The organism is Streptococcus sp. Marseille-P7375, assembly GCF_902460365.1.
GTDB lineage: Bacteria > Bacillota > Bacilli > Lactobacillales > Streptococcaceae > Streptococcus > Streptococcus cristatus_I.
Genome location: NZ_CABPTR010000001.1, coordinates 589,777 through 613,862, shown reverse-complemented (window position 1 = coordinate 613,862; position 24,086 = coordinate 589,777). Strand labels below are relative to the sequence as shown.

The following is a 24,086-nucleotide window of genomic DNA, read 5'->3' as shown; positions in this document are numbered from 1 at the left end:
AGCTCCTCAAAAGTTTTTTATACCGCTCCCTTAGCCATTTTTTATTCTTATCCAATAATTACTTATCGGTCGCATGAAAAACATATTCCCTATAAATAACCAAAATGTCAAAAATATTAACAATCCAATATGACCAATATAATTATCCATTATGTTCGTTAAAAAAGCAGCAATAATCATTACTGTAAACAACACCGACATAATATACGCAAAAATACTAAAAAGTAATTCTTTAACAAAGCGAGGATAAACGTATATCTTATGATAGCCCCTATTTTTTAATCCACTAGGGACTTCATAAGCCACTGTAAGCCATAAACGCAAACCAAAAACCAATAATACAATTAGAATAGCCAAAAAATTGCTAATTCTACTTGAATCAAATTTCAAAAATTGATTGATATCAAATACTCTCGATAGAAGCATGGCACCTACGCCAGTTCCTAAGCTATAGCCAAGACCATGTTTTTCAAAAGCCTCTTTTAACCGAACAGTCTTCTCCTCTGATTGGGACAATAGCTCATATTCTTCCTTACTCATCTCATAACATCTATGAGGCACAAAGTAAATCAACAAGGGCAAGAAGTAGACAATCAAAAAAGGGCGTTCTACATCCAGAAGATAATAGTCATCCTCTGTTTTTAGTATGCGATATCGAAGATTTCTTTTAGCCAAGGGCTCCATTTCAGCCTTTTTGAACATTTATATAATACCTTTTTAATAATTTACTAATCAGGCTTCTTCTTTCCTAAGCCACTTCGTCTTTATCTTCGTACATACTGAACCAAGCGGAACATCATGAAGGCAAATAGAATTCCTGCAACGATCCAAATGGTTCGCAAGGCGTAAAATTGGAGCAGGTAGGTCGAAATAATGGCTCCGATGACAAAGCTTCCTAATAAAGCAACAAAGAAAATACCCTCTTTCAAGTATGGTTTTTCCTGCGTTCGCACAAAATTTCCAAAAGCCACCATCGTTTTCTTGATATTTCCTGTCATAAAGGAATTATTGTAGACTATGCCATCTACTTCGCCAAAAGCTGTCGCAACGACTCCCATACAGAAAGCAATCGGAGGAACGATCAGCATATTAGGCACGGTACTTGGCATAAAGCCTACCAGAGTACAGATGAGCACCATTGGTGAAATGCTACTTACTCGCCATATTGACTGCTCAAAAAAGGGGCGGAAAACTGTTATCAGAAAAATTCCCAGCATAAAAGCCAGCATGGTAGCCAGTTTGACTTCAATCTCTCCAGTCTTGTGATGAATCAGCTCAACGGACAAAAAGACGACGTTTCCTGTCTGGCCAGCAACCAATGTACCCCCGCGTTCCATAAAAGTGTAAGCATCCACAAAACCTGCGCAAAAGGTCAGCAAACAGGCAAAAAACTTTGATCGAGAATGGAATTCCCTTTTGACGAACTTTCTCATAATTTACCCAAAAAGTCCAGTGTAACACCAGACTTCCTTTCTATCCTTCTCTAGCTTCCTCCAAAATCTTTTCAATCTTGGTGGTAATCAAATCAATCGCAACTTTATTAGAAGCGCCCTCTGGAATGATGACATCCGCATAGCGCTTGGTCGGCTCGATAAACTGATGGTACATAGGCTTTACGACACCCAGATACTGCTCAATGACACTATCCAAACTGCGTCCACGTTCTTCCATATCCCGCTTAATCCGACGAATGATCCGCACATCATCATCAGTATCGACGAAAATCTTGATGTCCATCAAATCGCGGAGGCGTTGATCTTCCAAGACCAAAATTCCCTCTACAATGAAGACATCCTGCGGTTCCTGACGATAGGTTTTATTGCTGCGTGTGTGCTCCGTATAATCATAGGTCGGGATGTCCACTGGACGGCCAGCCAAAAGCTCCTTGATCTGCTCAATCATGAGGTCTGTATCAAAAGCAAAAGGATGGTCATAGTTGGTCTTAACCCGCTCCTCAAAAGTCAAATGAGACTGATCCTTGTAGTATGAATCATGCTCAATCATGGAAATCTTTTCATTAGGAAAATGATCTAAAATAGCCCGAGATACACTGGTTTTTCCCCCACCAGATCCACCTGTAACACCGATAATAATAGGTCTGTTTTGCATTGTTTTCTCCATTACTTGTTATCTTATCTATTTTACCTTAATTCATGATATAATGAAAGGGTGAATCAAGAAAAATTAAGGAAAATCATTTTAAAGGAGAAAGTATGTTACAACTCGGAATCATCGGTACGGGATCCATTTCCCATGAGTTTATCAAGGCAGCCCAACTGAGTGGTGAATATCAGTTAACCGCTGTTTACTCGCGCACCTTGAGTTCTGCGGAGCGTTTTGCGCAAACTTATCAAAACATCGCACTCTACACCGATATGGTTGAATTCTTATCTGCCGACCTAGATGTAATTTATATCGCCAGTCCCAATAGCCTCCATTTCAACCATGCCAAGGTAGCCATTTTGGCTCGAAAACATGTTATCGTTGAAAAGCCAGCTGTATCAAGGCCTGAAGAATGGCAAGAATTAGTCAAGCTGGCAGCTGAGCATCAGGTTTATATCTTTGAGGCAGCCAGAAACTACCACGAAGCAGCTTTTACAGTCATTCAGAACTTTCTAAAGGACAAGAAAATCTGGGGAGCTAATTTCACCTATGCTAAATATTCCTCAAAGATGGAAGCCCTGCTGAGTGGACAAGAACCCAATGTTTTTTCTGCTAAATTCTCAGGCGGTGCTCTAATGGATCTGGGAATTTATACGCTTTATGCAGCTGTCCGACTGTTTGGTGCCCCACAAAGCGTCTGCTATACAGCTCAACAACTGCCAAATAGCGTTGACCTCAACGGTTCAGGCAGTCTGATTTATCCTGATTTTCAGGTTCGTATCCAAGCTGGAAAAAACATTCATAGCCAGCTGCCAGCTGAAATCTACACGGACCAAGGCACTCTGACCTTAGATGGTATCGAGTTTATCCACTCTGCCATTTTCCAAAAGCTGACTGGAGAGACGGAAAGTCTAGCTATCCACCAAGCAGAGCATCAAATGCTGGAAGAGGCTCAGGCTTTTGCTCGTGTGCTTAAAGGCGGCCAAGAAGAGCTTTATAGCGACTACCTGCAGGCTGCTACTGCTGTGCATGAGTGTCTGTTTGCCATGAGAAAAGATGCTGGCATTAGATTTGAGGTTGATCATGATTAAAGAAACATTTCCAACAGTCTGGCAGGAACAGCTAAATCAGCTCGGTTTTGCTGAACTGACTGCCATCCAAGAAAAAATATTCCAGCCTATTTCTCAGGGAGAGTCGGTGCTAGGCATCAGTCTGACCGGTACGGGCAAGACATTGGCCTATCTCTTTCCTAGCTTATTGAAATTAAAGCCTAAAAAAGCGCAGCAACTTTTGATTTTAGCTCCAAATACAGAGCTGGCGGGACAGATTTTTGATGTTTGTAAATCTTGGGCAGAGCCTTTGGACTTGAGCAGTCAACTCCTCCTCTCTGGTAATAGCCAGAAAAGGCAGATTGAGCGGCTCAAGAAAGGGCCTGAGATACTGATTGGTACACCGGGTCGGATTTTTGAGCTGATCAAGCTCAAGAAAATCAAGATGATGAATGTTGACACTATTATCCTAGATGAATTTGATCAACTTCTCAGTGATTCCCAGTATGCGTTTGTTGATAAGATTCTGCATTATGCACCGCGTGACCACCAGCTGATTTACATGAGTGCTACAGCTAAGTTCGACCAAGAGAAGATCGCCGAAAATACTCTACGCATCAGCATTGACGACCAGACTTTGGACAATATCCAGCACTTCTATATGCAGGTGGAGAAACGTGACAAGGTCGAACTCTTGCGCAAACTATCCAATGTAGAAGAATTTCGTGGGCTAATCTTTTTCAACAGCTTGTCAGATTTGGGCAGCGCCGAAGAAAAGCTTCAGTACCGAGGAGCTAGTGCAGTCTCCCTTGCCAGCGATGTCAATGTAAAATTCCGCAAGGTCATTCTTGAGAAATTTAAAGATTACGATATCACACTCTTACTAGCGACTGACATAGTTGCGCGTGGCATTGATATTGATTCCCTAGAGTGCGTAGTCAACTACGAAGTGCCACGCGATCTGGAAACTTATACTCATCGTTCTGGCCGAACAGGTCGCATGGGTAAGGAAGGCTATGTCATCACCTTCATCAGCCACCCAGAAGAACTAAAAACTCTCAAAAAATATGCCTCTGTCCGCGAAATCATCTTGAAAAAACAAGAACTGTATGTGTGTCCTTAAGCGAGAATTACGGTAATCAATATTCTTATTTGATGATGGCAAAGCAAAAAGCATTGGAAATATTAAATTTCCAATGCTTTTTTTAATTTCTGCTGTAATAAATCTGATGTGGTTGAAGCTGATTTTCTAATAGTTCATCAACTGTCACCAAAGTATAGCCGTTGTTCTTCAGATAGTCAAGAACGCTTGGCAGAGCATCGATGGACGTCTGATGGATATCGTGCATGAGGATAATAGATCCCGGCTGGGTCTTCACGATCTCCTGCATAATAGCCTTTGTATTACGTGTTTTCCAATCGAGACTGTCCACGCTCCACATAATAAAGGACTGATCTACAGCATTTTGAACCGTAGAGTTGATGGCTCCGTAAGGCGGTCTTGTGATCAAAGGTCGGATACCAGTCGCCTTATAAATGGCTTCCTGAGTGTCTAAGATTTCCTTTTTGGATTGATTCAGAGGTAATTTGGTCAAATCTGTATGGCTCCATGTATGGATGCCGAGCTGATGGCCTTCATCAAGGACACGTTTAGCCAGTTCTGGATTGGCAGCAACATTTTGCCCCACCATAAAGAAGGTCGCTTTAGCATTGTAGCGTTTCAGAATTTCCAAGGCCTGAGGAGTCGTTTTACTGTCAGGACCGTCATCAAAGGTCAGGGCAACCATTTTCTCATGCCGCTTGGTTTCATACTGCTGGTAAGCTTCCAAATCAGCTCCCTGCAAATATTCTGGACGGATTAGGTCATAAAAACTAGACAGAGGCACTGTCACGCTCGACACACCGTTGATTTCTTTGGGCAGACGAATGGAAAATAAACTATCCTCGTAATGAAAATTCCACTGGCTCAGTTCTATTTCTCGGAGGTCATTTAAAGCTGCTGTTTGCTGACTTTCCTCCACCTGTCTAAAGGTTAGCTGACTGGTCAACTCCTTCAGGAAAATTTCCTTAGCAGCTTCTGGATTTTGAAACAGCTTGTCCAAAGTCACCGCTGCACCTTCTTGATTGATATAAGTTGAGGCTACCTCTCTTGCCTCCTCAGACTTGATGTCTCTTTTTGAGATGCTGTAATCTTTTCGCTGAATGACTACTTCCTTGGTATTGGCCAGACTAGTTGACTTTTCTTCTGTATAGTAAAAGGTCAAAGCAGTCAAGTTTTCCTTCTGCTTTTTGTCATCTGAAATGCTCTGACTGTCCTGCAACATTTTATCTTTGACACTTTGAAGAGGCTGCCCATTCATCAGAGGATAAAAAGCTGCCACATAATGGCTGCCAATCCTACCAGACTGCTTTTCGGCATTGCCAGCATGATCTTGCTCTTCCTTGGCAATCACTTCTGTAATCTTTTTCTGGAATTCCTGCTCCTGAAACATTTCATAGATTCGTAGTCCGCCAAAAATAAGAAGTCCTAAAAGAAGCAGATTCAGAAGACTGAGAATTAGTCTATATTTTCGTCTACGCTTCCTTTTATGTTGTCTTTTCATCTATTATCCCCTAAGCTATTGTCCTAAAATAATTTTAATGTTAAAAAACTTGTATCTTACAAGTGCTAAAATACAAGTTTCTCCTATTTTTAAAGACTTTTTTCTCGAATCACTTCGACCTTGTAGCCATCAGGATCTTTGATGAAATAATAATTTGGTGGATTTCCAGGCAGCCCTTTTGGCTCAGTCACTTCATAGCCCTTAGCAGCATGCTCAGCGTGCAAACCTTCCAAATCAGGCGTGCTAAGAGCAATATGAGCAAAGCCATCACCGATTACATAAGGTCCGTGGTCATAATTATAAGTCAATTCAAGCTCATAATCATCGCCATCCAAACCAAGATAAACAATGGTAAAAGCATGCTCTGGAAAGTCCTTGCGGCGCAATTCCTTAAAACCAAACGCGTCTTCATAAAAGGCAATCGAAGCCTCTAAATTTTCCACTCGTAAACAAGTATGCAACATTTTTGATGTCATAGTTGTACCTCTTTCATCTCTTTCTTTTATTATACCGCAAAAGCAGTCAAATTTGAAATAATATGAAAAATTTTTCAGCTTTTGCTGATTCGTTTTCTAATATCTGACCTAAGGGGAACTTTGATTTCAAAAATAGTTCCACGCGGTTTGTTGTCTTTGACTGTGATGGTTCCTTTTAAGGCGTCCACGATTTGTTTCGCCAAGGATAGGCCTAGTCCAAATCCACCTTTTTGACGAGTCCGTGCCTTGTCCACCCGATAAAAACGATCGAAGACTTTTTTCTTGTCATCGCCCGCAATCCCTGGACCATTGTCAGAAATCCGCAAGGTCAAGCTCCGATCATTGGCGGAAGCCACGAAATAGATCTCTCCATCTTCTTCAGTGTATTTGATAGCATTATCAAAAAGGATGGTCATAACCTGCTTGAGCAAGACCTTGTCTGTCGTGATTGATTTTGAAACCAGATTTTTGAAATCAAAGACCTTGTCGCTTTCCTCCGCAATAATAGCATAGTTAGAGAAAGCTGTCGTGAAGAAGTCTGGGGTGACTTCACCGTATTCTGGCTTGATACCGTCATCGCGCCGAGCTAGGTTAAGTAAGTTGGTCGTCAACAGACGCATATTTCGCACTTCCTCTAAACTAGATGCGATGCTCTCACTAGACTCCATAATCGTGGCCTCAGGCTTACGGAAGAGAGATTCCAGACGATTTTGCAGCACGGCCAAGGGCGTTCTCAATTCATGGCTGGCATTCTCAACAAAGGACTTCTGCTTCTGCATGCTGTCCAAGAGAGGCTTGACACTCATCCGCGCCAGATAGATACTGGCAATCAAAGAAATACCCCAGAAGCTAATCATGACAATGGCAATCAGCTTTTCATGCTTTTCGCTAGTCTGCTCCAGCTGGCTGATACTGGTCATGACAACTGCGTATTTGACATTTTCAATTTCATCATTTGGATCAATATCAAACATATAGGCCCGATAACTCTCGACCTGTCCATAGCTATTGGTCAGCTGAATTTGCTTGATTTGATTAAGAAAGCGTTTATTAAATTTAATCGCATCAAAGTTCAAAAAGCTATTTTTTGCAGATACATTCTGATAATCATCATTCAAAAGAATGGCTGAGGTATTGGCACTGACATTGACCCTGCCCGGTTCCTCAATCTTGATATCATGAGCTTGCACAGACTCTGAATCTTTGTGCTCTGAATCCTTGTTCTCTGGCTCTTGGTATTGCCGGCCCGTCGTCCGATAGGCTAGATTGGCTACCCAGGCGGGATTTTGACTGAGACTTTTGAGATTATCGTCAACGGTCGTGTAAAGGCTGGAGCGCATGACTTGGATAATAATGAGCGTCATGGCCGAGAAAATCAGGGTGAATACACCAAAATAGCGAATGAAATAAGAAAAATCATCCGCATATAAGGCTTTTTTGAGTTTATTCAGCATTCTTTAAAATGTAACCGACACTGCGAAGGGTTTGAAGATTATTCGCAAAAGCCGTTCCTTTCAATTTTTTCCGAATCTTAGATACATAGACTTCCACCACAGAAATCGTCGTATCGCTGTCAAAGCCCCACAAACGATCGAAGATCTGAGTCTTGGGCAAAATAACATTCTGATTCTGAAGGAAGTAGACCAACAAATCAAACTCTTTACCCAGTAGCTCGACTTCTTTTCCATCTACCAAGGTCGAATTGGTCGAAAGATTAACCGTCACATCGCCATAGGAAAGGGTATTTTCATTGAACTTACCAGAACGTTTGAGCAAGGCCTGAATCCGCATTTTCAGCTCTTCCAGATAAAATGGCTTGGTCAGGTAATCGTCAGCACCGAGTTCAAAACCATGGCCTTTATCATCGATACTTTCCTTGGCAGTCATGATGAGGACAGGAGTGCTCACCCCTTTTTCACGCAATTCTTTGAGTACTTGGAAGCCGTCCTTTTCAGGAAGCATCAAGTCCAGTAGAATCAGGTCATACACGCCGCTTTCTGCTTCGTATAAACCTTCTTCGCCATCAAAGACCTGCATAACATCTGCAAAATCATCTAAAAAATCAAATACTGAATTTGACAGACCGAGGTCATCCTCCACTAATAGAATCTTAATCATCCTGTTCCTCCCTTTCTAGAAAAAGCTTATGCTGTGTAGTTTAAATAAAGACATGGCAAACACTTCTCATTCTATCTTCACTTATCTTTTTCTATTATATCATGACTTGTCGAAAATGCTTTAAGAATTTGTTGTTTTCGAGTTATTTTCGCTATTCTTACCATCTTTTGTTGTGCCGTCAGCGTTTGATGGCTTCTTTTTTGATTGATTTCCTTCTTGGTGTCCTCCTGGTTGACCATTTCCTTGTGGTGGCTGACCTCCACCTCCAGGACCGCCTTGACCATCTTGACCGTTTTGTCCCCCCATCCGTGGTGGCATACCATTTTCATTTCCCTGCCCCTGACCTTGAGGAGGTTGAGCACCTTGACCTGGCATCCTGCCATCTAGCTTGTTTTGCTGAGGCATAGTGGCTTGAACTGAGCCCTGCTGCGGACTTTTCTGTGTCAAGGCACCAATTCCATAGCCACCAATTGCTCCGACAGCTAAGGAGGCACTGGCTACTGCTGTCATCCACCATTTTGTACTCTTTTTAATTACAATCATTTTTTCCATATCCATTTAAAGTTTTCCTCTTTCTAAATTTTGTATTTCATGGATTTTAACACTATGAAGCAATATAAATGTTGATTACACAAGTTCACATCTTTTCATGTGCTAGAGTTATTATAGGGAGTTTTGCTTAAACGGGACTGAATTTTTTCTTAAAGAAGACTGAAATTATGGGATTCTAAACAACAAAAAAGACCAGATGTTATAATCTGATCTTTTCATGAGGCTAAACTGATGCCTTGATTGCATTTTCCACCGCTGCTTTTTCACGAGCAATCAAGTCAACACGCGCTGCTATTTCTTTGATTCCCATGCTGATGTTACGGCTGATAGCCATATCATCCAACTGCGGTTCAAAGAAGGCCTTGTATTCTGCTAGTCTTTCTGCTGTTTTGAAGGCATTAGCTGGATAAATAACAAATTTATCAAAGCTCATGTCGCCACCCAAAGCCGCTTTAATCCAATCCCAATTCTCACGCGCCCAAGTCCAAGAAGTAGCTTGAGTAAATTGGTGATTCAAGAGAGGGAAATACCAACTCATGGCCAAATCTTGTGGTTTTACAATATCTTTATTCTTCAAAGATTCCAAGATACGAGCAAGTGTCTCTGCGTCCTTAGTGTAAGCCAAAGCAGATGCCAGTTGGCGTTTGAAGCTACCGTCAACTGTTGAAACATAATCATTCAAGTATTGGTCGGCCAATTCTTTGCTCTCAAAATGCTTGATTTGGTTGATGAGAATATGCAAGCGAATAGCTGCAGGCAATTTCTCTAAATCATCTTCATGAGTAGCAAAAATGCGACTTGCTTCTTGACTTGCTGCTTGATCGTCAGCTGCAATCAGACTGCCTACAACAATCTGACGAACCAACTCATCTTCATCACTTTCGCCTTCTTTTGCTTCAAAGCCAAGGCGATCAAAGTTGAATTTGCTAAGTTTAACTACCAATTCATGATAGGCTTTCTCGCACTCGCTTCCTTCGTCCACAAACAGCTTGAGACCATTCAGAACGGCTTTGACTCCTGAGACAACCAAATAAGAGGTTTCTTCTGTTAGTTTTTCAATAACTGGAACCAAATCAGCAAATGAAATGCTGCCTGCTTCAGCCAAAAGACGGCGCTCTTGCACCACTTGAAGCTTGCTGGTGCTATCCAAATCTGTAATAGTATCTAAAATCTGCTCAAGCAAGACACCTTGATAGTCCGTGATATAGTGGGCTGTATTTTCAGTATTAAAGCGCAGAGCACCTTGATTTTGAGCAGCCAAGGCAGAGTAATTTGGAATTTCTAGTGTTTCTGTTTCCAGCGTATCTGGCAAACCTTTCCAGTTGCTATTTAAAGGCAAGACCCAAGTGCGTTTCTTATCTTCGTGCTCCCCGATAAAGAATTGTTTTTGAGAGAGTTTCAAGGTATCGTTTTCTACTGTAGCTGTCAAGACAGGGTAGCCTGGCTGTTCCAACCAAGAATCCATAAAGGCTGCTACATCGCGACCAGAAGCAGCTCCCAAGGCATTCCACAGATCACGACCGATGGTATTCCCATACTGGTGTTTAGCAAAGTAAGCATTCAATCCTTTAGCAAAGGCCTCATCACCCAACCAACGACGAAGCATGTGCATAAGGCGGCTTCCCTTAGCGTAAACGATAGCTGGATCAAACAAAGTATTGATTTCGTCAGGGTGCTTCACTTCCACATGGACCGACTGAACCCCGTCTGTCGCATCCCGCTTAAGCGCCAAAGGCACACCTGTTGTTTGGAAATTCTCAAAGATATTCCAGCTTGGTTCAATCGCATTGACACAGACATATTCCATCATGTTGGCAAAGCTTTCGTTGAGCCAAAGGTCATCCCACCACTTCATAGTGACCAAGTTTCCAAACCATTGGTGAGCCAACTCATGAGCAACGACAAGTGCTACATCTTGACGGCTGGATACCGTAGAATTTTCATCTACTAAGAGATAAATCTCACGGTAGGTCACCAGACCCCAGTTTTCCATAGCACCAGATGAAAAGTCCGGCAGGGCAACATGCAGCGACTGAGGAATCGGATATTTGACACCGTAATATTCTTCGTAAAATTCAATAGAGCGAACCGCAATGTCCAAAGCAAATTCTAAGTTGCTAGCTGGGTGAGCCTTGGTTGCATAAACACCGACCAAAGTGCCGTTTTTAGTTCTAGCAGTAATGCCTTGCATATCGCCTGCAGCAAAAGCCAAGAGATAGGAAGACATACGTGGAGTCGTTTCAAACTTCCAAATGCCAGTCGCTTTCCGGTTTTCAACGTCGATTTCAGGCATATTAGACAAGGCAAGTTCTCCTTCTGCTTGGTCAAATTTCAATGCCAAATCAAAAGTTGCCTTAGCTTCTGGCTCATCTACACTTGGAAAGGCTTCGCGGGCAAAATGGCTCTCAAACTGCGTGGAAATGATCTCTTTTTTCACTCCATCCACAGTATAGTAAGATGGGTAAATCCCCGTCATATTGTCTGTAATCTTACCTGTATAGGTCAAGGTCACTTCCACAGGACCTGCTGATGCCAATTCAACATAAAGAGCTTCATTATCATTGTCAAGAGTGAAGGGACGAGCTTGTCCAGCCACTTCTACGGCCTCAATCGTCAAATCCTTTTGGTGTAAGGAAATTTTCTCAGCTTTAGCTTCACCGGTAATGGTAACTTTCCCTGAGAAAGTCTTATCCGCACGATTTAAATCCAAAAAGAGATCATAGTGCTCTGGAACAAAAGTATCAATAAAATGTGCAACTGCTTGCATGTTTTTCTCCTCATCTAATTGAAGGGGCTGGTAATAAACCAACCTCCATTCAAGATTCATCTCTTACTATTCTACCATATTTAGTGACTTTATACTCATTCCAACTGACCCAAAATTGATTTTTACTTTCAAACATAAAGTAATCATTTTAAAGCCATCCTGTCATTAGCTTTTCTCCTCCTCAAAGCAAAAAAGACAAGCTTAGCCTGTCTCTTTAACATTTATTATAATTCGATAATTTTACCCGTTTCAAAGTAAACTACCCATTCGCAGATGTTTTTGGCATAATCGCCGATACGTTCTAAGAAAGAAATAACCTGGAAGTAATCACGGCCTGTAACGATGGCTTCAGGATTTTTCTTGATTTCTTCCGTAGCCAGGTCACGAATGCTATCAAAATAATGGTTGATTTTTTCATCCATAGCTGCTACTTCATAGGCCTGATCTACAGAACCATTCAGGTAGAGATCAAGGGCAGCTTCAACGAAATTTTTCACATCGCGGCCCATCTTTTTAATTTCGTCCTCGACAGCTGGAATACGCTGTTCCCCCTTCATACGAATAGCCGCTTTTGCAATGGATACTGCATGGTCTCCCATACGCTCTAAGTCTGAAACAGCCTTGAGAACGGTCAAGACGGTACGAAGGTCTTGAGAAACAGGTTGTTGGAGGGCAATCATTTCAAATGATTTCTTTTCCAATTTCACTTCATATTCATTTACTTCTGCATCATCTTCGATGACTTCCTTTGCCAAGTCACGGTCATGTGTGACAAAAGCACGCACCGTGCGGTTAATTTGCGAGAGCACTTCTTGTCCCATTGCGTAGAACTGATTGTGCAATTTCTCCAAATCTTCTTCAAATTGAGATCGTAACATCATTCAACTCCTTATCCAAATTTTCCTGTAATATAATCTTCTGTTTCCTTATTTTGTGGGTTGAGGAACATCTCCTTAGTATCATTAAACTCCATCAAATCGCCACCCAAGAAGAAGCCTGTTTTATCCGAAAGCCGAGAAGCCTGCTGCATGGAGCGCGTCACCAAAAGCATGGTATAGGTGTCTTTAAGTCCATAGAGAGTTTCCTCAATTTTACCCGCAGAGATTGGATCTAGCGCTGACGTTGGCTCATCCAAGAGGATAATTTTCGGACTGGTAGCCAAAACGCGTGCTACACAAATCCGCTGCTGTTGACCACCAGAGAGACCAATAGCGGAATCATGTAAACGGTCTTTCACTTCGTTCCAGATAGAAGCCCCAATCAAGGATCGCTCTACCGCTTCATCTAAAACCTGTTTATCCTTGACACCGTTGATGCGCAGTCCATAGACAACATTTTCATAAATGGTCATGGGGAACGGATTAGGTTGCTGGAACACCATGCCAATCTCTTTGCGCAACTCCACCGTATCTGTCCGAGGACTGTAGATATTGTGGCCGTTATAGATGACTGTGCCTGTCGTAGTGACTTCTGGATTCAAATCTCCCATACGGTTGATAGCCTTGAGCAAGGTAGATTTCCCTGAACCTGACGGTCCAATCAAGGCAGTGATTTCATTAGGCATAAAGTCCAAGGAGACACTATTGAGTGCTTTCTTTTTATTATAATAAACCGACAAGTCCTTGACTTGCAAAATAGGTTCTGTCATAAATTCATTCCTTTAGTTTCTTCACCTCTAACCAAAATGACCAGAAACATAGTCATTGGTCGACTGCAGTTTGGCATTTTGGAAGATATTGGCGGTCTTGTCGTACTCAATCAAATCTCCCAGGTAAAAGAAGCCGGTGTAGTCACTGGCCCGGGCAGCCTGCTGCATATTGTGAGTCACGATGATGATCGTATAGTCCTTTTTGAGCTCAAACATGGTTTCTTCTAGCTGCATGGTCGCAATCGGATCCAGCGCAGAAGCCGGCTCGTCCATAAGCAAGATATCTGGCTTGACCGAAATAGCTCGGGCAATACAGAGCCGTTGCTGCTGGCCGCCTGACAAGGTCAAGGCTGATTTATGAAGATCATCCTTTACTTGGTCCCAAAGCGCGGCTTGCTTGAGCGAAGTTTCAACAAGCTCATCCAAAATCTTTTTATCTTTTACACCAGCACGTTCATGGGCAAAGGTAATGTTGCGATAAATAGACTTAGCAAATGGATTAGGCCGTTGAAAGACCATGCCGATGTGCTTACGCATCTCGTAAACGTTGATATCAGGACGATTGACGTCTATTCCTTGGTAAAGAATTTGCCCTGTTACTTTGGCAATATCAATCGTGTCATTCATACGGTTGAGGCTGCGAAGATAGGTCGATTTCCCTGAGCCAGACGGACCAATCAAAGCTGTGATTTTATTCTTTTCAAACTGCATATCAATGCCCTTGATTGATTCCTTTTTACCGTAGTAAACATGCAAATCCTTGGTCGAAAGGGCTACCTTTTCTTCAGGAAAAGTAATGATATGTTTTTCATTCCAATTATATTCTGTCATTTCTTCTCCTTTAAGCAGAGGTTAATTTCTTGTGCAAGTAGGAACCGAGTTTGCGGGCTCCAAAGTTGAAAATTAAGATAAAAATCAGAAGCACCGCTGCTGATCCTGCTGACACCACATTGCCATCAGGAATGGTTCCTTCACTATTGACCTTCCAGATATGGACAGCAAGTGTCTCCGCCTGCCGAAAAATCGAAATCGGGCTGGTAATGCTGAAAATGTTCCAGTTAGACCAATCCAGAGCCGGCGCAGATTGCCCCGCAGTATAGATCAAGGCAGCTGCTTCACCAAAAATCCGACCAGAAGCAAGGACAATCCCTGTCACAATCCCTGGCAGAGCCTCTGGAATGACCACATGAAGCACTGTTTCCCAGCGGGAAATTCCGAGAGCCAATCCTGCTTCACGTTGTGTATGGTGAACGTGACGTAAGCTGTCTTCGACATTGCGAGTCATCTGAGGCAGATTGAAGACAGTCAGCGCCAAGGCACCAGAGATGATAGAAAAGCCATATTCAAACTGGACAACAAAGATCAAATAGCCAAAGAGTCCGACTACCACGGATGGCAGCGAGGACAGGATTTCAATACAGGTACGGACAAAGTTGGTCACTGGTCCCTTCTTAGCATACTCTGACAGATAAACCCCAGCCCCCATAGAGAGAGGAACAGAGATAATCAAAGTAATCACCAATAGGAAGAAGGAATTGTAGAGCTGAATCCCAATACCACCGCCAGCCTGATAGGAAGAAGATTTTCCAGTCAGGAAAGACCAAGAAATGTGCGGTAATCCTCTTACCAGAATATAAAGAATCAGAGAGGCAAGGATAGCAACAATGATACCAGCTATCGTGTAGAGGATACCAGTCGCCAATTTATCTAATTTCTTAGCGTGCATAGTTTTTCTTACCTCTTTCTTTTGTAATCAGTTTAATGACACTGTTAAAGGCCAGGCTCATCATCAAGAGCACCAGAGCCAGAGACCAGAGAACGTTATTGTCCACTGTTCCCATAACCGTGTTTCCGATTCCCATAGTCAAAACGGAAGTCAATGTAGCTGCCGGTGTTGTCAAAGAGGTTGGAATCACCGCAGAGTTACCGACAACCATTTGAATGGCCAAGGCTTCACCGAAGGCACGTGCCATTCCAAAGACCACAGCTGTAAAGATACCAGAGCGAGCAGCCTTGAGAGTCACCCGCCAAATAGTTTGCCAGCGCGTAGCCCCCATAGCCAGACTCGCTTCACGGTAGTGGCGTGGTACAGCACGTAGACTGTCCGTCGTCATAAAGGTAACGGTCGGCAAAATCATGACAAAAAGTACGAAAATACCAGACAAAATCCCAAATCCGGTACCGCCAAAAACAGTCCGAACAAAGGGAACCACAACCTGCAAGCCGATAAATCCGTACACAACAGACGGAATCCCAACCAAGAGTTCGATCGCAGGCTGAAGAATCTTGGCTCCTTTAGGCGACACTTCAGTCATAAAGACAGCCGCTCCAATAGCAAAGGGAGTTGCGATGAGGGCTGATAAAATCGTTACAATAAAGGAACCCAAGATCATGGGCAGAGCACCGAATTCCTTACCTGACGGATTCCAAGTGGAGCCAAATAAAAATTCAAACACATTGACTCCGTTGACAAAGAAGGTCGACAGCCCTTTTTGTGCTACGAAGATTAAAATCATGGCTACAATCAGAACGATTAAAGCCAGACAAGCAAAGGTGATATATTTCCCAAATTTTTCCAGACGAGAGTTTTTCGAAGGGGATAGTAATTTTTTTGCTAATTCTTCATTTCTCATTTGCTATCTCCTTTTAATGTCGTAACATTTCCATCAGCATCCTTGCTGACCTGCATTTCTTTGATGGAAATATAGCCCATTCCTGAGACGATTCCATCTTGAACTTCATCTGACAGCATGTAGTCCAGAAACTCTGCTGCCAAGCCCTTAGGTTGACCAAGTGTGTACATGTGTTCATAAGACCAGAGGGGCCAAGCATTGGTCGCAACATTCTTAGCCGTAGGCTCGTAGCCATTGAGCTTCAAAGTCTTGACAGAATCATCCACATAAGCAAAGGCCAGATAAGAAATGGCTCCCGGTGTTTGAGAAACAATGGACTTAACCATCCCATTTGAATCCTGCTCCTGACTTTGAACGGCTGATTTACCATTCATGATGACACTGTCAAACGTAGCTCGAGAACCAGAGCTTGCCGCACGGTTGATGATGGAAATCTCTAGATTTTTCCCACCCAGCTGCTTCCAGTTGGTCACTTCACCAGTAAAAATCTTCTGCAGCTGCTCCGCCGTTAAATTATCGACAGATACTTCTTTATTGACAATCACGGCAATTCCAGCAACTGCTACTTTGTGGTCAACAAGGGCTGAAGCGTCAATCCCTTCTTTTTCCTCAGCAAACACATCTGAGTTGCCAATTTCAACCGCACCAGACTGAACCTGAGACAAGCCCGTACCTGATCCGCCACCTTGAACATTGACCGTTTTTCCAATATTGGCCGAACCAAACTCATCCGCTGCTGCTTCAACGAGCGGCTGAAGGGCTGTCGAACCAACGGCAGTCATGGACTCTCCTCGGTCAATCCAGCTGGAGCAAGCAGAGAGGCTAACCGCAACTAGAACTAGAACCGCTGACAAAATCAGCTTATATTTTTTCTTTACCATTTTTCTCCTCGAAATCTTGAGAATAATAGTGGGCTGTCTATCGTAAGAATCTGAAAATCCCACTATATCCACTATAACATAGAAAGAGGGCTTTGCCTAGTCTTTTGAACGAAAGCGAAGCCCCTTTGGGAAATAATTTTTTAAGGTATTTCCAGTAACTTTTGCAAACCCCAGACCGTTGCCTTGGGCAAGCACTTGATACCAGCCATTTGGATAGTTTTGTGAGAGTTGAACCGTCTCGCCTGCTACATATTTGCTAAATGCCTCATCATCAATCTCAAGGACTGAGACAACTTCACTAGGCCTCAAAGCTAGGCCTAAGGCAAAGCTCGGTTCAAAGCGATTTTTCTTAAATTCTCCCAGATGCAGGCCATTGCGAGCAATTTTCAGTTTGGAGATATCTGGCAGTCCAGCTGGCAGCAGATATAGATTGTCCCCAAAAGTATCTAAATGTCCCTCTAGCTCAATTTTCAGATGCTTTTTCTGGAAATCTTGCCAGAGTTTTCTCTGCTCTGCTGTCAATTTATTTTTGGTCGCCTTGATTTTTTTAGCAGACTGACTGCCTGTAAAACGAAATTTGGCTACAAATTGCCCTTCACCTTTGAAATGGTGGGGATACATACGAGCTGTCTCTGGGAAATCAATCCCTGCTACCATGCCATTGATTTTTGGTATTTCCAGCAATTCCAAAGGAAAATTTTCTGAAAGCCAAGCGACAATTTCTTCATTTTCTTCTGGTGCCCAAGTGCAGGTCGAATAGACCAGCTGACCGCCTGTCGCCAACATCTTGACAGCGTCCTCTAGAATTTCTCGCTGGAGACGCGCACACTGGGCAGGATATTCCGGACTCCAATACTGAGTAGCATCTGGCTGCTTGCGGAACATCCCTTCGCCAGAGCAAGGAGCATCCAGAACAATGAGATCAAAATAGCCCTGAAAGACCTTAGCCAATCGATCCGCAGATTCATTGGTGACAAGGACATTTCGCGCTCCAAAACGCTCAATATTTTCCACCAAAATTTTACTGCGTTTGGCATTGATTTCGTTAGAAACCAGCACACCTGTATTATCTAGATAAGAGAGTATATGAGTAGATTTTCCTCCTGGTGCGGCGGCCAAGTCCAGAACTTTCATGCCCTTTTGCGGTGCTGCAACTTGGGCAACCATTTGTGCTGCCGGCTCCTGAGAATAAACCAGCCCCGTGACATGTTCTACCGACCTACCAGACACTTTTCCATAATGTCCCCAGTCTGTATTTGGAATCGCATCTGCAAATTTTTTCTGATTTTCTTTTAAAGGATTGCTGCGAAAGGCTGAAATCGGATCTTGATCAAAAGTCGCAAAAAAAGCCTCTGCTTCCTGTCCCAAGAGCTTTTCATACTTTTCCTTAAAACCTGCTGGAAAGTCCATACTAGCCTTTTCCCTTTCGTAAATACTCTTGTAATTCGTCTAACTTACACTTTGGTGCAATCATAATCGGCTCCTGAGTCTGAAAATTCGGCTGTTCGCCATCAAGAGTCTGAATGACGAAGCCTAGTTTGTCAGCCATCACATAGGCCGCCGCATAGTCCCAAGGCCAATTATAAGAGAAATAGGCAACTAAACCACCAGCCAAGGTCTTAGCAAAACTAATCCCAGCACTGCCATAGACACGCACTCCCAAGCAATCACGAGCCAAGTCAGCTAGTCCCCAGTGATTATGCTCCAGCATACTAGCATTTGAAGCCATAAGATATTGCTGCAGGGGCTTGTCGATAAAAGCAGTCAACTTTCTGTCATTGCAGTACACATCAAAAGCCCCGCCTCCGTGAAAAAGCTGGTCTCTTGTCACATCGTAGATCAATCCGAACTTGCCCTGCCCATTTTCGAAATAAGCTAACATAATAGCAAAATCAGCCCGCTGGGTAATGAAATTATTGGTGCCATCAATGGGATCAATCACCCAGACATTACCATCCGCAATGTCGTGTCGCAGGTCATTTTCCTCAGCCAAAATCGCGTCGTCAGGATACTGAGCTAAAATTTTCCCAACCAAGTCATCCTGGATGAAGCGGTCCATTTGAGTCACCAAGTCAGTCGGGCTGCTCTTTTGTACGACATCCAAGTCATCATAGAGATGGTCTCTTAAAAAAGCACCTGCCTGATAAACTATTTCTTTCGCAAAATGAAATTTATTTTCCAAGAGAAATCATTCCTTTCCCTTTCCTTTTTGCCTCCTGAACAGCCCGATAAAGAGAATAGCCACTGACCGTCTCAAACTCACGGCCGAGTCGCTTCTCTTCTCCCTTGCTGGGAACAACTTTCTTGAAGACTGCATAAGACTGGAGCAGTTTCTCCGCTTGAATCTTCTGTTCATAGGCTTGCTCTACATCATTAAAAAAAGAAAGCACTGAAGCAAGCTCTTCAGTGCTCCACGATAAGTCTAGTGGGTAACTATAATTTTTTTCCATATTTTAAATATCAGCACGCATAGTTGCGGCTCTCAGTTCTTCTTTCCGATATCCTCTAGGCAAGAAAGCACGGATTTCATCTTCATTGAAGCCGATTTGCATTCGTTTACCATCGAGGATAATTGGGCGACGCAAAAGACTAGGATTTTCCTCAATCAGCTTAATGAGCGTTGAAATCGATAAATCCTCTACATCTAAATCTAGTTTTTGAAAAATTTTTGAGCGGGTTGAGATGATGTCATCAGTGCCATTTTCTGTCAATGAAAGAATGTGTTGCAATTCTGGAGCAGACAGAGGGCTCGTCATGATATTATGCTCCGTAAATGGAACTTCATGACCAATCAACCAAGCACGCGCCTTGCGACAGGAAGTGCAGCTAGGCGATAAAAATAATGTAATCATGCTGTTCTCTTCTTATTTTTATATAGTAACTAACTCTATTATACTAAATTTTATCTCTCTTGACTAGATGTTTTTAAGAATCAGCTTGAAATACTAAGAAAAATATCAAGAACTGACATTTATTCCGAACGTTCCCAATTTCTTGCCACTTCTTCATCACTCTTTAATTGAGCAACCAGTTCTTCAATACCATCAAATTTGACCATATCACGAATCTTATCCAGCCAGATAATCCGAATCGTATCGCCATAGATTTCCTCCGCAAAGTCAAATAGATTGGCTTCAAAACGAAGCTCATCTCCTTCAAAGGTCACATTTTTGCCAACGCTAGCCATGCCTCGATAAAACTTGCCATTGTGCTCAACATCTACCACATAGACACCATCTGCTGGCAAAATCACGCGATCCAATGGTGCTAGATTGGCCGTTGGATAGCCAATGGTACGCCCTCTAGCATTGCCATGAACCACAATGCCACGAGTAGAGAGAGGATAGCCTAATAGCTGATGCGCCTTGGCAACATCACCATTTTGAATGGTCTCTCTAATCCGAGTAGAAGAGATTTTTTCCTCATCTTGATTGACCGATGAGACGATGACAATCCGACCATCGAAATAGTCTGCAAGTTCCTCTGCCTTTCTCTTGTCAGATCCAAAATGGTAATCAAAACCTGCCACAACTGCCTTTGCTTTAAGCGCAGAAACGTACTTATCAAAAAATTCTCGGGCTGTATTTTTAGAAAAATGACTAGTAAAGTCAATCAAGTAAAGGTAGTCCACACCCAAATTTTCTAAGTGAGCGGCGCGTTCCTCTGGATGATTTAAATGCAGCATCAAGTCTGGCTGATAGCGGACAAAAGCCAATTTAGGCGACTCAGGAAAGGTCAGTACCGCAATCTTCAGCCCTTGCTCATCCGCTATCTTCCTAGCTTCCTTAAAAAGTGTCTGATGTCCCTTATGCAGGCCGTCAAAATAGCCCAGAACCAAGACTGTATCTTCTTCCTGGTTTATCTCTAATTCATTATTTATTCGTCTTATTTTCATCATTTTTCTATTTTACTATGTATCCGCTTTTTTTACAACAAATTAAATCCCATGAAAAGAACTTCTATCACTCCAAGAAAACACCTTGCTATCTCTAACAAAGTGTCTCTGTAAATATTTGAAACTCCACTGATTACTGGCGATCATCATAGCCATTTGGATGACTGGAATGCCATTTCCAAGCAGTTTCGATAATGGTTTCGATATTGTCAAATTTCGGCTGCCAGCCCAGAACATTTCTTGCCTTCTCAGAGGAAGCAATCAGCGTATCCGGATCCCCCAGGCGCCGCTCCGCTATTTCCAAAGGAATAGGATGTCCGGTCACCTTTCGGGCCGCTTCTACAATCTGCAGGTTGGAAAAACCAGTCGAAGAGCCAAGGTTAAAGGCATCTGAAGGATGTCCAGCACGCAGATGCTCAACAGCCAGAATATGGGCTTCAGCCAAGTCAAAAGGATGGACATAGTCTCGGACATTGGTGCCGTCCGGAGTATCGTAATCGTCTCCAAAGACGGCAATCTTCTCACGTTTGCCCTGAGCCACCTGAAGCACGATCGGTAGGAGATGAGTTTCTGGTCCGTGGTCCTCACCAATCGAGCCGTCGGGCTTGGCACCCGCCACATTGAAATAACGCAGAGCTACAAACTTGATGCCATAGGCCTGGTCTGCCCAGCGCATAATGGTCTCCATCATAAGCTTGCTCTCACCATAAGGATTGATCGGCTTTTGCGGAGTCGTTTCCAGAATCGGCACTTCCTCAGGAATACCATAAGTCGCCGCAGTCGAAGAAAAGACAATGTTTTTAACGCCGCATTCCTGCATGACCTCCAAAAGAGAAACCATGCCGGCTGTGTTATTATCAAAATACTTGAGCGGATCAACCATAGACTCTGCGACCAGTGAAAAGGCAGCAAAGTGAATAACTGCATCGATGGATGGATGTTTGGCAAAAACGCCACGCATAAAGTCCTTGTCTGCCAAATCCCCCTCATAAAAGACTGCCTGAGGATGAACCGCTGCGCGATGACCAGTCACCAAATTATCAACGACGACTACCTCTTCCTTGCCTGCTGCTACCAAACGGTCTACCATGTGCGAGCCGATATAGCCAGCTCCGCCTAATACTAAAATTGCCATGTTTCTCTCTTTCTTGTCTTGATTTTTATTCAACTATTCTATCAAAAATAGGGACAAATGAAAACTCTCCTGCAATTATTCCTCTTTCAAACCAACAGATTGGACAAAACGCATGAAAGCTGACTGCCCCTCCTCTGTTCGCTTGTAAACTCCCGCGTCTTCCAACACACGGCTGAAAATTTGTCCAACCGATGCCTGAACGACTCCTTCCACCGTCTCAGCGCTAACATTCGGATTCTGGTCTTTGAGTTGCTTGGCCCACTCCTGATGATAGGCAGCAACCTGACAGTCTTCTCCCAGCAAGAAAAGTTTCACCTGCTTGAGTTCTTCCTTGAGCCGAGGCGGCAGAATAGCCAGCCCCATAACCTCAATCAGACCGATATTTTCTTTCTTAATATGCTGCACATCCCTATGAGGATGATAAATGCCGTCTGGATGTTCTGGGGAAGTTTGATTGTCCCGCAAGACCAAGTCTAGCTCAAAACGTCCATCTTTCCTGCGGGCAATCGGTGTGATAGTATGATGCGGCTCACCCTCAGACTCTGCCAACACCTGCACACTGGGATCAGAATAAGTCCGCCAAGCTTGCAAAATCTTGCCAGCCAACTCAATCAAGTGTTCCTTCTTCTCAGATTTCAGACGAATGACAGACATAGGCCACTTGACAATACCTGCTTCCACCTCTTCAAATCCGCTAAAAGTAAAGCTGCAATCCAGCTCTGCCATTTCCATAGGAAAAGTATGCCGTCCACCCTGATAGTGGTCGTGGGTCAGGATGGAGCCACCGACAATAGGCAGGTCGGCGTTAGATCCTGCAAAATAGCCTGGAAAAGTCTCGACGATGTCCAGCAGACGCTCAAAGGTCAGACGGCTGATAGCCATAGGAAGGTGCTGGCTGTGCAGAAAGATGCAATGCTCATTAAAGTAGGCATAGGGCGAATACTGGAAGCCCCATTCCTGTCCGGCCAAATCGAATCGAATAATCCGATGGTTAGCGCGGGCAGGGTGATCCAAGCGGCCTTGGTAGCCTTCATTTTCCATGCAGAGCTGGCAGGCTGGATAATGGCTGTTCTTAGCCTTTTTAGCTGCCGCAATTTCCTTGGGATCCTTTTCTGGCTTAGAGAGATTGATGGTGATTTCCAAATCTCCGTATTCAGTTGGCGCTTTGAAAGCAATGTTTTTAGCAATGGCCTTGAGTTTGATGTAGTCGTTCTTTTTACTAAGCTGGTAAAAATCAGCCACAGCTTGCTCGGGATTGGAAGCATAGGTCGTCCAGAAATCCCGATTGAGCTGACTAGGGGCTGGTGTGATGAAGTTCATAAGCTCAGCACCAAGGATTTCACGCGCAGTCTGACTATCCTCAATCGTCTCTAATCTAACTGCCTCCTCAACCAGCTGGTCCTTGAGGTCAATCAAGTCATCCAACTCAGTCTCAGCTTCTAAAACACCATCTCCCACTCGTGCCAAAACACGATTGGTCAGGTAGATTCGATCCATTTCCTCAAATGAACTTTCAGAAATGACTTCTGTGATAAATGCATCTAGAACTCCCTGACTCATTGATTCTCCTTCTTACATTCTAAATAGTCTCTGACAGCGTCTAAATCCTGAAAAACTTGTTCTGTTTTATTTAAGAAAGACTGCGCTGGTATTTTTAAGTCTGGAATACAAATGATTGGTATCCCAGCCCTATACGCTGCTTCAATCCCTGCTTCACTATCCTCTAGTACTAAGCAATTCTCTGGTAAAACGTTCAAATCTCTACAGGCCTTTAAAAATATATCAGGGTAAGGTTTGCTTCTCTTTACATCTTTTGCAAAAACTAGATGGTCAAATAGGGACAGTATACCATTGCTATCCAAGATCATTCTCGCTCGAGATTCAACACTTGAAGTTGCTAAGGCGATTGGAATACCCTCTCTTTGCAAAAAAGCAAGCAAATTTTTAGCACCTTTTTTTAAATTTACACCTTTGGCTAATATTCGAGCTTCCAGTTCATAAACTTTTTCCAAGGTTTGGTCAAAGTTCCAAGGTAAATCATAGGTATCCAAAAATCGTTGAACATTCTCCTCTTCCCTATGTCCACTGTATTCTCTAGAATATGTTTCTTCTGTGAAAGGAATTCCAAAATCTTTAAGCAATTCTTGATAAACTTTTAGAGAAATGATCTCAGTATCAGCTAATAAGCCATCTAAATCAAATATTACAGCGTCCATTTACTTCTCT

General features: G+C 43.1%; 25 protein-coding genes. 2 read left to right on the top strand and 23 right to left on the bottom strand.

Annotation, left to right across the window (positions count from 1 at the left end; genetic code table 11):
• Positions 1-30: 30 nt before the first annotated feature.
• The 3 genes from FZ954_RS03100 to udk all read right to left on the bottom strand — a co-directional run bounded on the left by FZ954_RS03100 (position 31) and on the right by udk (position 2,109).
• Positions 31-702, bottom strand: a complete 672-nt coding sequence (locus FZ954_RS03100; RefSeq protein WP_148876971.1) for a DUF443 family protein — start codon at positions 700-702, stop codon at positions 31-33.
• Between the two features lie 62 nt (positions 703-764).
• Positions 765-1,433 (bottom strand): YoaK family protein, encoded by a 669-nt coding sequence (locus FZ954_RS03095; RefSeq protein ID WP_005590272.1) that lies wholly within the window; start codon positions 1,431-1,433, stop codon positions 765-767.
• A gap of 40 nt (positions 1,434-1,473) precedes the next feature.
• Positions 1,474-2,109, bottom strand: a complete 636-nt coding sequence (udk, locus tag FZ954_RS03090) for a uridine kinase (protein WP_005591973.1) — start codon at positions 2,107-2,109, stop codon at positions 1,474-1,476.
• A 104-nt stretch (positions 2,110-2,213) separates the two neighbouring features.
• On the opposite strand from udk, the gene FZ954_RS03085 reads away from it, so the two are divergent.
• Together FZ954_RS03085 and FZ954_RS03080 are read left to right on the top strand one after the other, a co-directional pair.
• The gene (locus FZ954_RS03085; RefSeq protein WP_148876968.1) at positions 2,214-3,194 is read left to right on the top strand and encodes a Gfo/Idh/MocA family protein; all 981 of its coding nucleotides are present in this window, start codon (positions 2,214-2,216) and stop codon (positions 3,192-3,194) included.
• Complete coding sequence (locus FZ954_RS03080) at positions 3,184-4,275, top strand: DEAD/DEAH box helicase (RefSeq protein WP_187423326.1); 1,092 nt, start codon at positions 3,184-3,186, stop codon at positions 4,273-4,275. The genes FZ954_RS03085 and FZ954_RS03080 overlap by 11 nt, the downstream gene beginning before the upstream one ends.
• A gap of 82 nt (positions 4,276-4,357) precedes the next feature.
• Here FZ954_RS03080 and FZ954_RS03075 read toward each other — a convergent pair whose 3' ends face one another.
• The 20 genes from FZ954_RS03075 to FZ954_RS02980 all read right to left on the bottom strand — a co-directional run bounded on the left by FZ954_RS03075 (position 4,358) and on the right by FZ954_RS02980 (position 24,076).
• The gene (locus FZ954_RS03075; protein ID WP_148876964.1) at positions 4,358-5,755 is read right to left on the bottom strand and encodes a polysaccharide deacetylase family protein; all 1,398 of its coding nucleotides are present in this window, start codon (positions 5,753-5,755) and stop codon (positions 4,358-4,360) included.
• 89 nt (positions 5,756-5,844) lie between these two features.
• Positions 5,845-6,231: a VOC family protein gene (locus FZ954_RS03070; protein ID WP_005590267.1), complete on the bottom strand. Its 387-nt coding sequence runs from the start codon at positions 6,229-6,231 to the stop codon at positions 5,845-5,847.
• Between the two features lie 74 nt (positions 6,232-6,305).
• Complete coding sequence (locus FZ954_RS03065) at positions 6,306-7,685, bottom strand: sensor histidine kinase KdpD (RefSeq protein WP_148876961.1); 1,380 nt, start codon at positions 7,683-7,685, stop codon at positions 6,306-6,308.
• A complete protein-coding gene (locus tag FZ954_RS03060) occupies positions 7,675-8,349 on the bottom strand; it encodes a response regulator transcription factor (protein ID WP_045497279.1) in 675 nt (224 codons plus the stop codon). Before FZ954_RS03060 ends, FZ954_RS03065 begins: the two co-directional genes overlap by 11 nt.
• A 120-nt stretch (positions 8,350-8,469) precedes the next feature.
• On the bottom strand, positions 8,470-8,907 hold the full coding sequence (locus tag FZ954_RS03055; RefSeq protein ID WP_148876958.1) for a hypothetical protein: 438 nt from the start codon (positions 8,905-8,907) through the stop codon (positions 8,470-8,472).
• A 217-nt stretch (positions 8,908-9,124) separates the two neighbouring features.
• Positions 9,125-11,668, bottom strand: a complete 2,544-nt coding sequence (locus FZ954_RS03050; protein WP_148876955.1) for a M1 family metallopeptidase — start codon at positions 11,666-11,668, stop codon at positions 9,125-9,127.
• A 224-nt stretch (positions 11,669-11,892) separates the two neighbouring features.
• Positions 11,893-12,546, bottom strand: a complete 654-nt coding sequence (phoU, locus tag FZ954_RS03045; RefSeq protein ID WP_005591940.1) for a phosphate signaling complex protein PhoU — start codon at positions 12,544-12,546, stop codon at positions 11,893-11,895.
• Between the two features lie 11 nt (positions 12,547-12,557).
• Complete coding sequence (pstB, locus tag FZ954_RS03040; protein WP_048763927.1) at positions 12,558-13,316, bottom strand: phosphate ABC transporter ATP-binding protein PstB; 759 nt, start codon at positions 13,314-13,316, stop codon at positions 12,558-12,560.
• Positions 13,317-13,343: 27 nt separating this feature from the next.
• Positions 13,344-14,147 (bottom strand): phosphate ABC transporter ATP-binding protein PstB, encoded by an 804-nt coding sequence (gene pstB / locus FZ954_RS03035; protein WP_061909075.1) that lies wholly within the window; start codon positions 14,145-14,147, stop codon positions 13,344-13,346.
• A 10-nt stretch (positions 14,148-14,157) separates the two neighbouring features.
• Positions 14,158-15,042 (bottom strand): phosphate ABC transporter permease PstA, encoded by an 885-nt coding sequence (pstA, locus tag FZ954_RS03030; RefSeq protein ID WP_148876952.1) that lies wholly within the window; start codon positions 15,040-15,042, stop codon positions 14,158-14,160.
• Complete coding sequence (gene pstC, locus FZ954_RS03025; protein WP_125372861.1) at positions 15,032-15,949, bottom strand: phosphate ABC transporter permease subunit PstC; 918 nt, start codon at positions 15,947-15,949, stop codon at positions 15,032-15,034. Before pstC ends, pstA begins: the two co-directional genes overlap by 11 nt.
• Complete coding sequence (locus FZ954_RS03020; RefSeq protein WP_148876949.1) at positions 15,946-16,830, bottom strand: phosphate ABC transporter substrate-binding protein PstS family protein; 885 nt, start codon at positions 16,828-16,830, stop codon at positions 15,946-15,948. The genes pstC and FZ954_RS03020 overlap by 4 nt, the downstream gene beginning before the upstream one ends.
• Positions 16,831-16,926: 96 nt before the next feature.
• A complete protein-coding gene (locus FZ954_RS03015) occupies positions 16,927-18,240 on the bottom strand; it encodes an RsmF rRNA methyltransferase first C-terminal domain-containing protein (protein ID WP_148876946.1) in 1,314 nt (437 codons plus the stop codon).
• Position 18,241: 1 nt separating this feature from the next.
• The gene (locus tag FZ954_RS03010) at positions 18,242-19,012 is read right to left on the bottom strand and encodes an inositol monophosphatase family protein (RefSeq protein WP_148876943.1); all 771 of its coding nucleotides are present in this window, start codon (positions 19,010-19,012) and stop codon (positions 18,242-18,244) included.
• Positions 19,002-19,280: a UPF0223 family protein gene (locus tag FZ954_RS03005; protein ID WP_005590249.1), complete on the bottom strand. Its 279-nt coding sequence runs from the start codon at positions 19,278-19,280 to the stop codon at positions 19,002-19,004. Before FZ954_RS03005 ends, FZ954_RS03010 begins: the two co-directional genes overlap by 11 nt.
• A 3-nt stretch (positions 19,281-19,283) precedes the next feature.
• Positions 19,284-19,682 carry a Spx/MgsR family RNA polymerase-binding regulatory protein gene (locus tag FZ954_RS03000; RefSeq protein WP_005590248.1) on the bottom strand — a complete coding sequence of 133 codons (399 nt, stop codon included), beginning with the start codon at positions 19,680-19,682 and terminating at the stop codon, positions 19,284-19,286.
• Positions 19,683-19,801: 119 nt separating this feature from the next.
• Positions 19,802-20,725, bottom strand: coding sequence for a bifunctional riboflavin kinase/FAD synthetase (locus tag FZ954_RS02995; protein WP_316246106.1), 924 nt, complete (start codon positions 20,723-20,725; stop codon positions 19,802-19,804).
• A gap of 133 nt (positions 20,726-20,858) precedes the next feature.
• Positions 20,859-21,860 (bottom strand): UDP-glucose 4-epimerase GalE, encoded by a 1,002-nt coding sequence (galE, locus tag FZ954_RS02990; protein ID WP_148876939.1) that lies wholly within the window; start codon positions 21,858-21,860, stop codon positions 20,859-20,861.
• A 75-nt stretch (positions 21,861-21,935) separates the two neighbouring features.
• Entirely contained in the window at positions 21,936-23,420 is a 1,485-nt protein-coding gene (gene galT / locus FZ954_RS02985; protein ID WP_148876936.1) for a UDP-glucose--hexose-1-phosphate uridylyltransferase, read from the bottom strand.
• Positions 23,417-24,076: an HAD family phosphatase gene (locus tag FZ954_RS02980; protein WP_005590244.1), complete on the bottom strand. Its 660-nt coding sequence runs from the start codon at positions 24,074-24,076 to the stop codon at positions 23,417-23,419. Before FZ954_RS02980 ends, galT begins: the two co-directional genes overlap by 4 nt.
• Positions 24,077-24,086 lie beyond the last annotated feature (10 nt).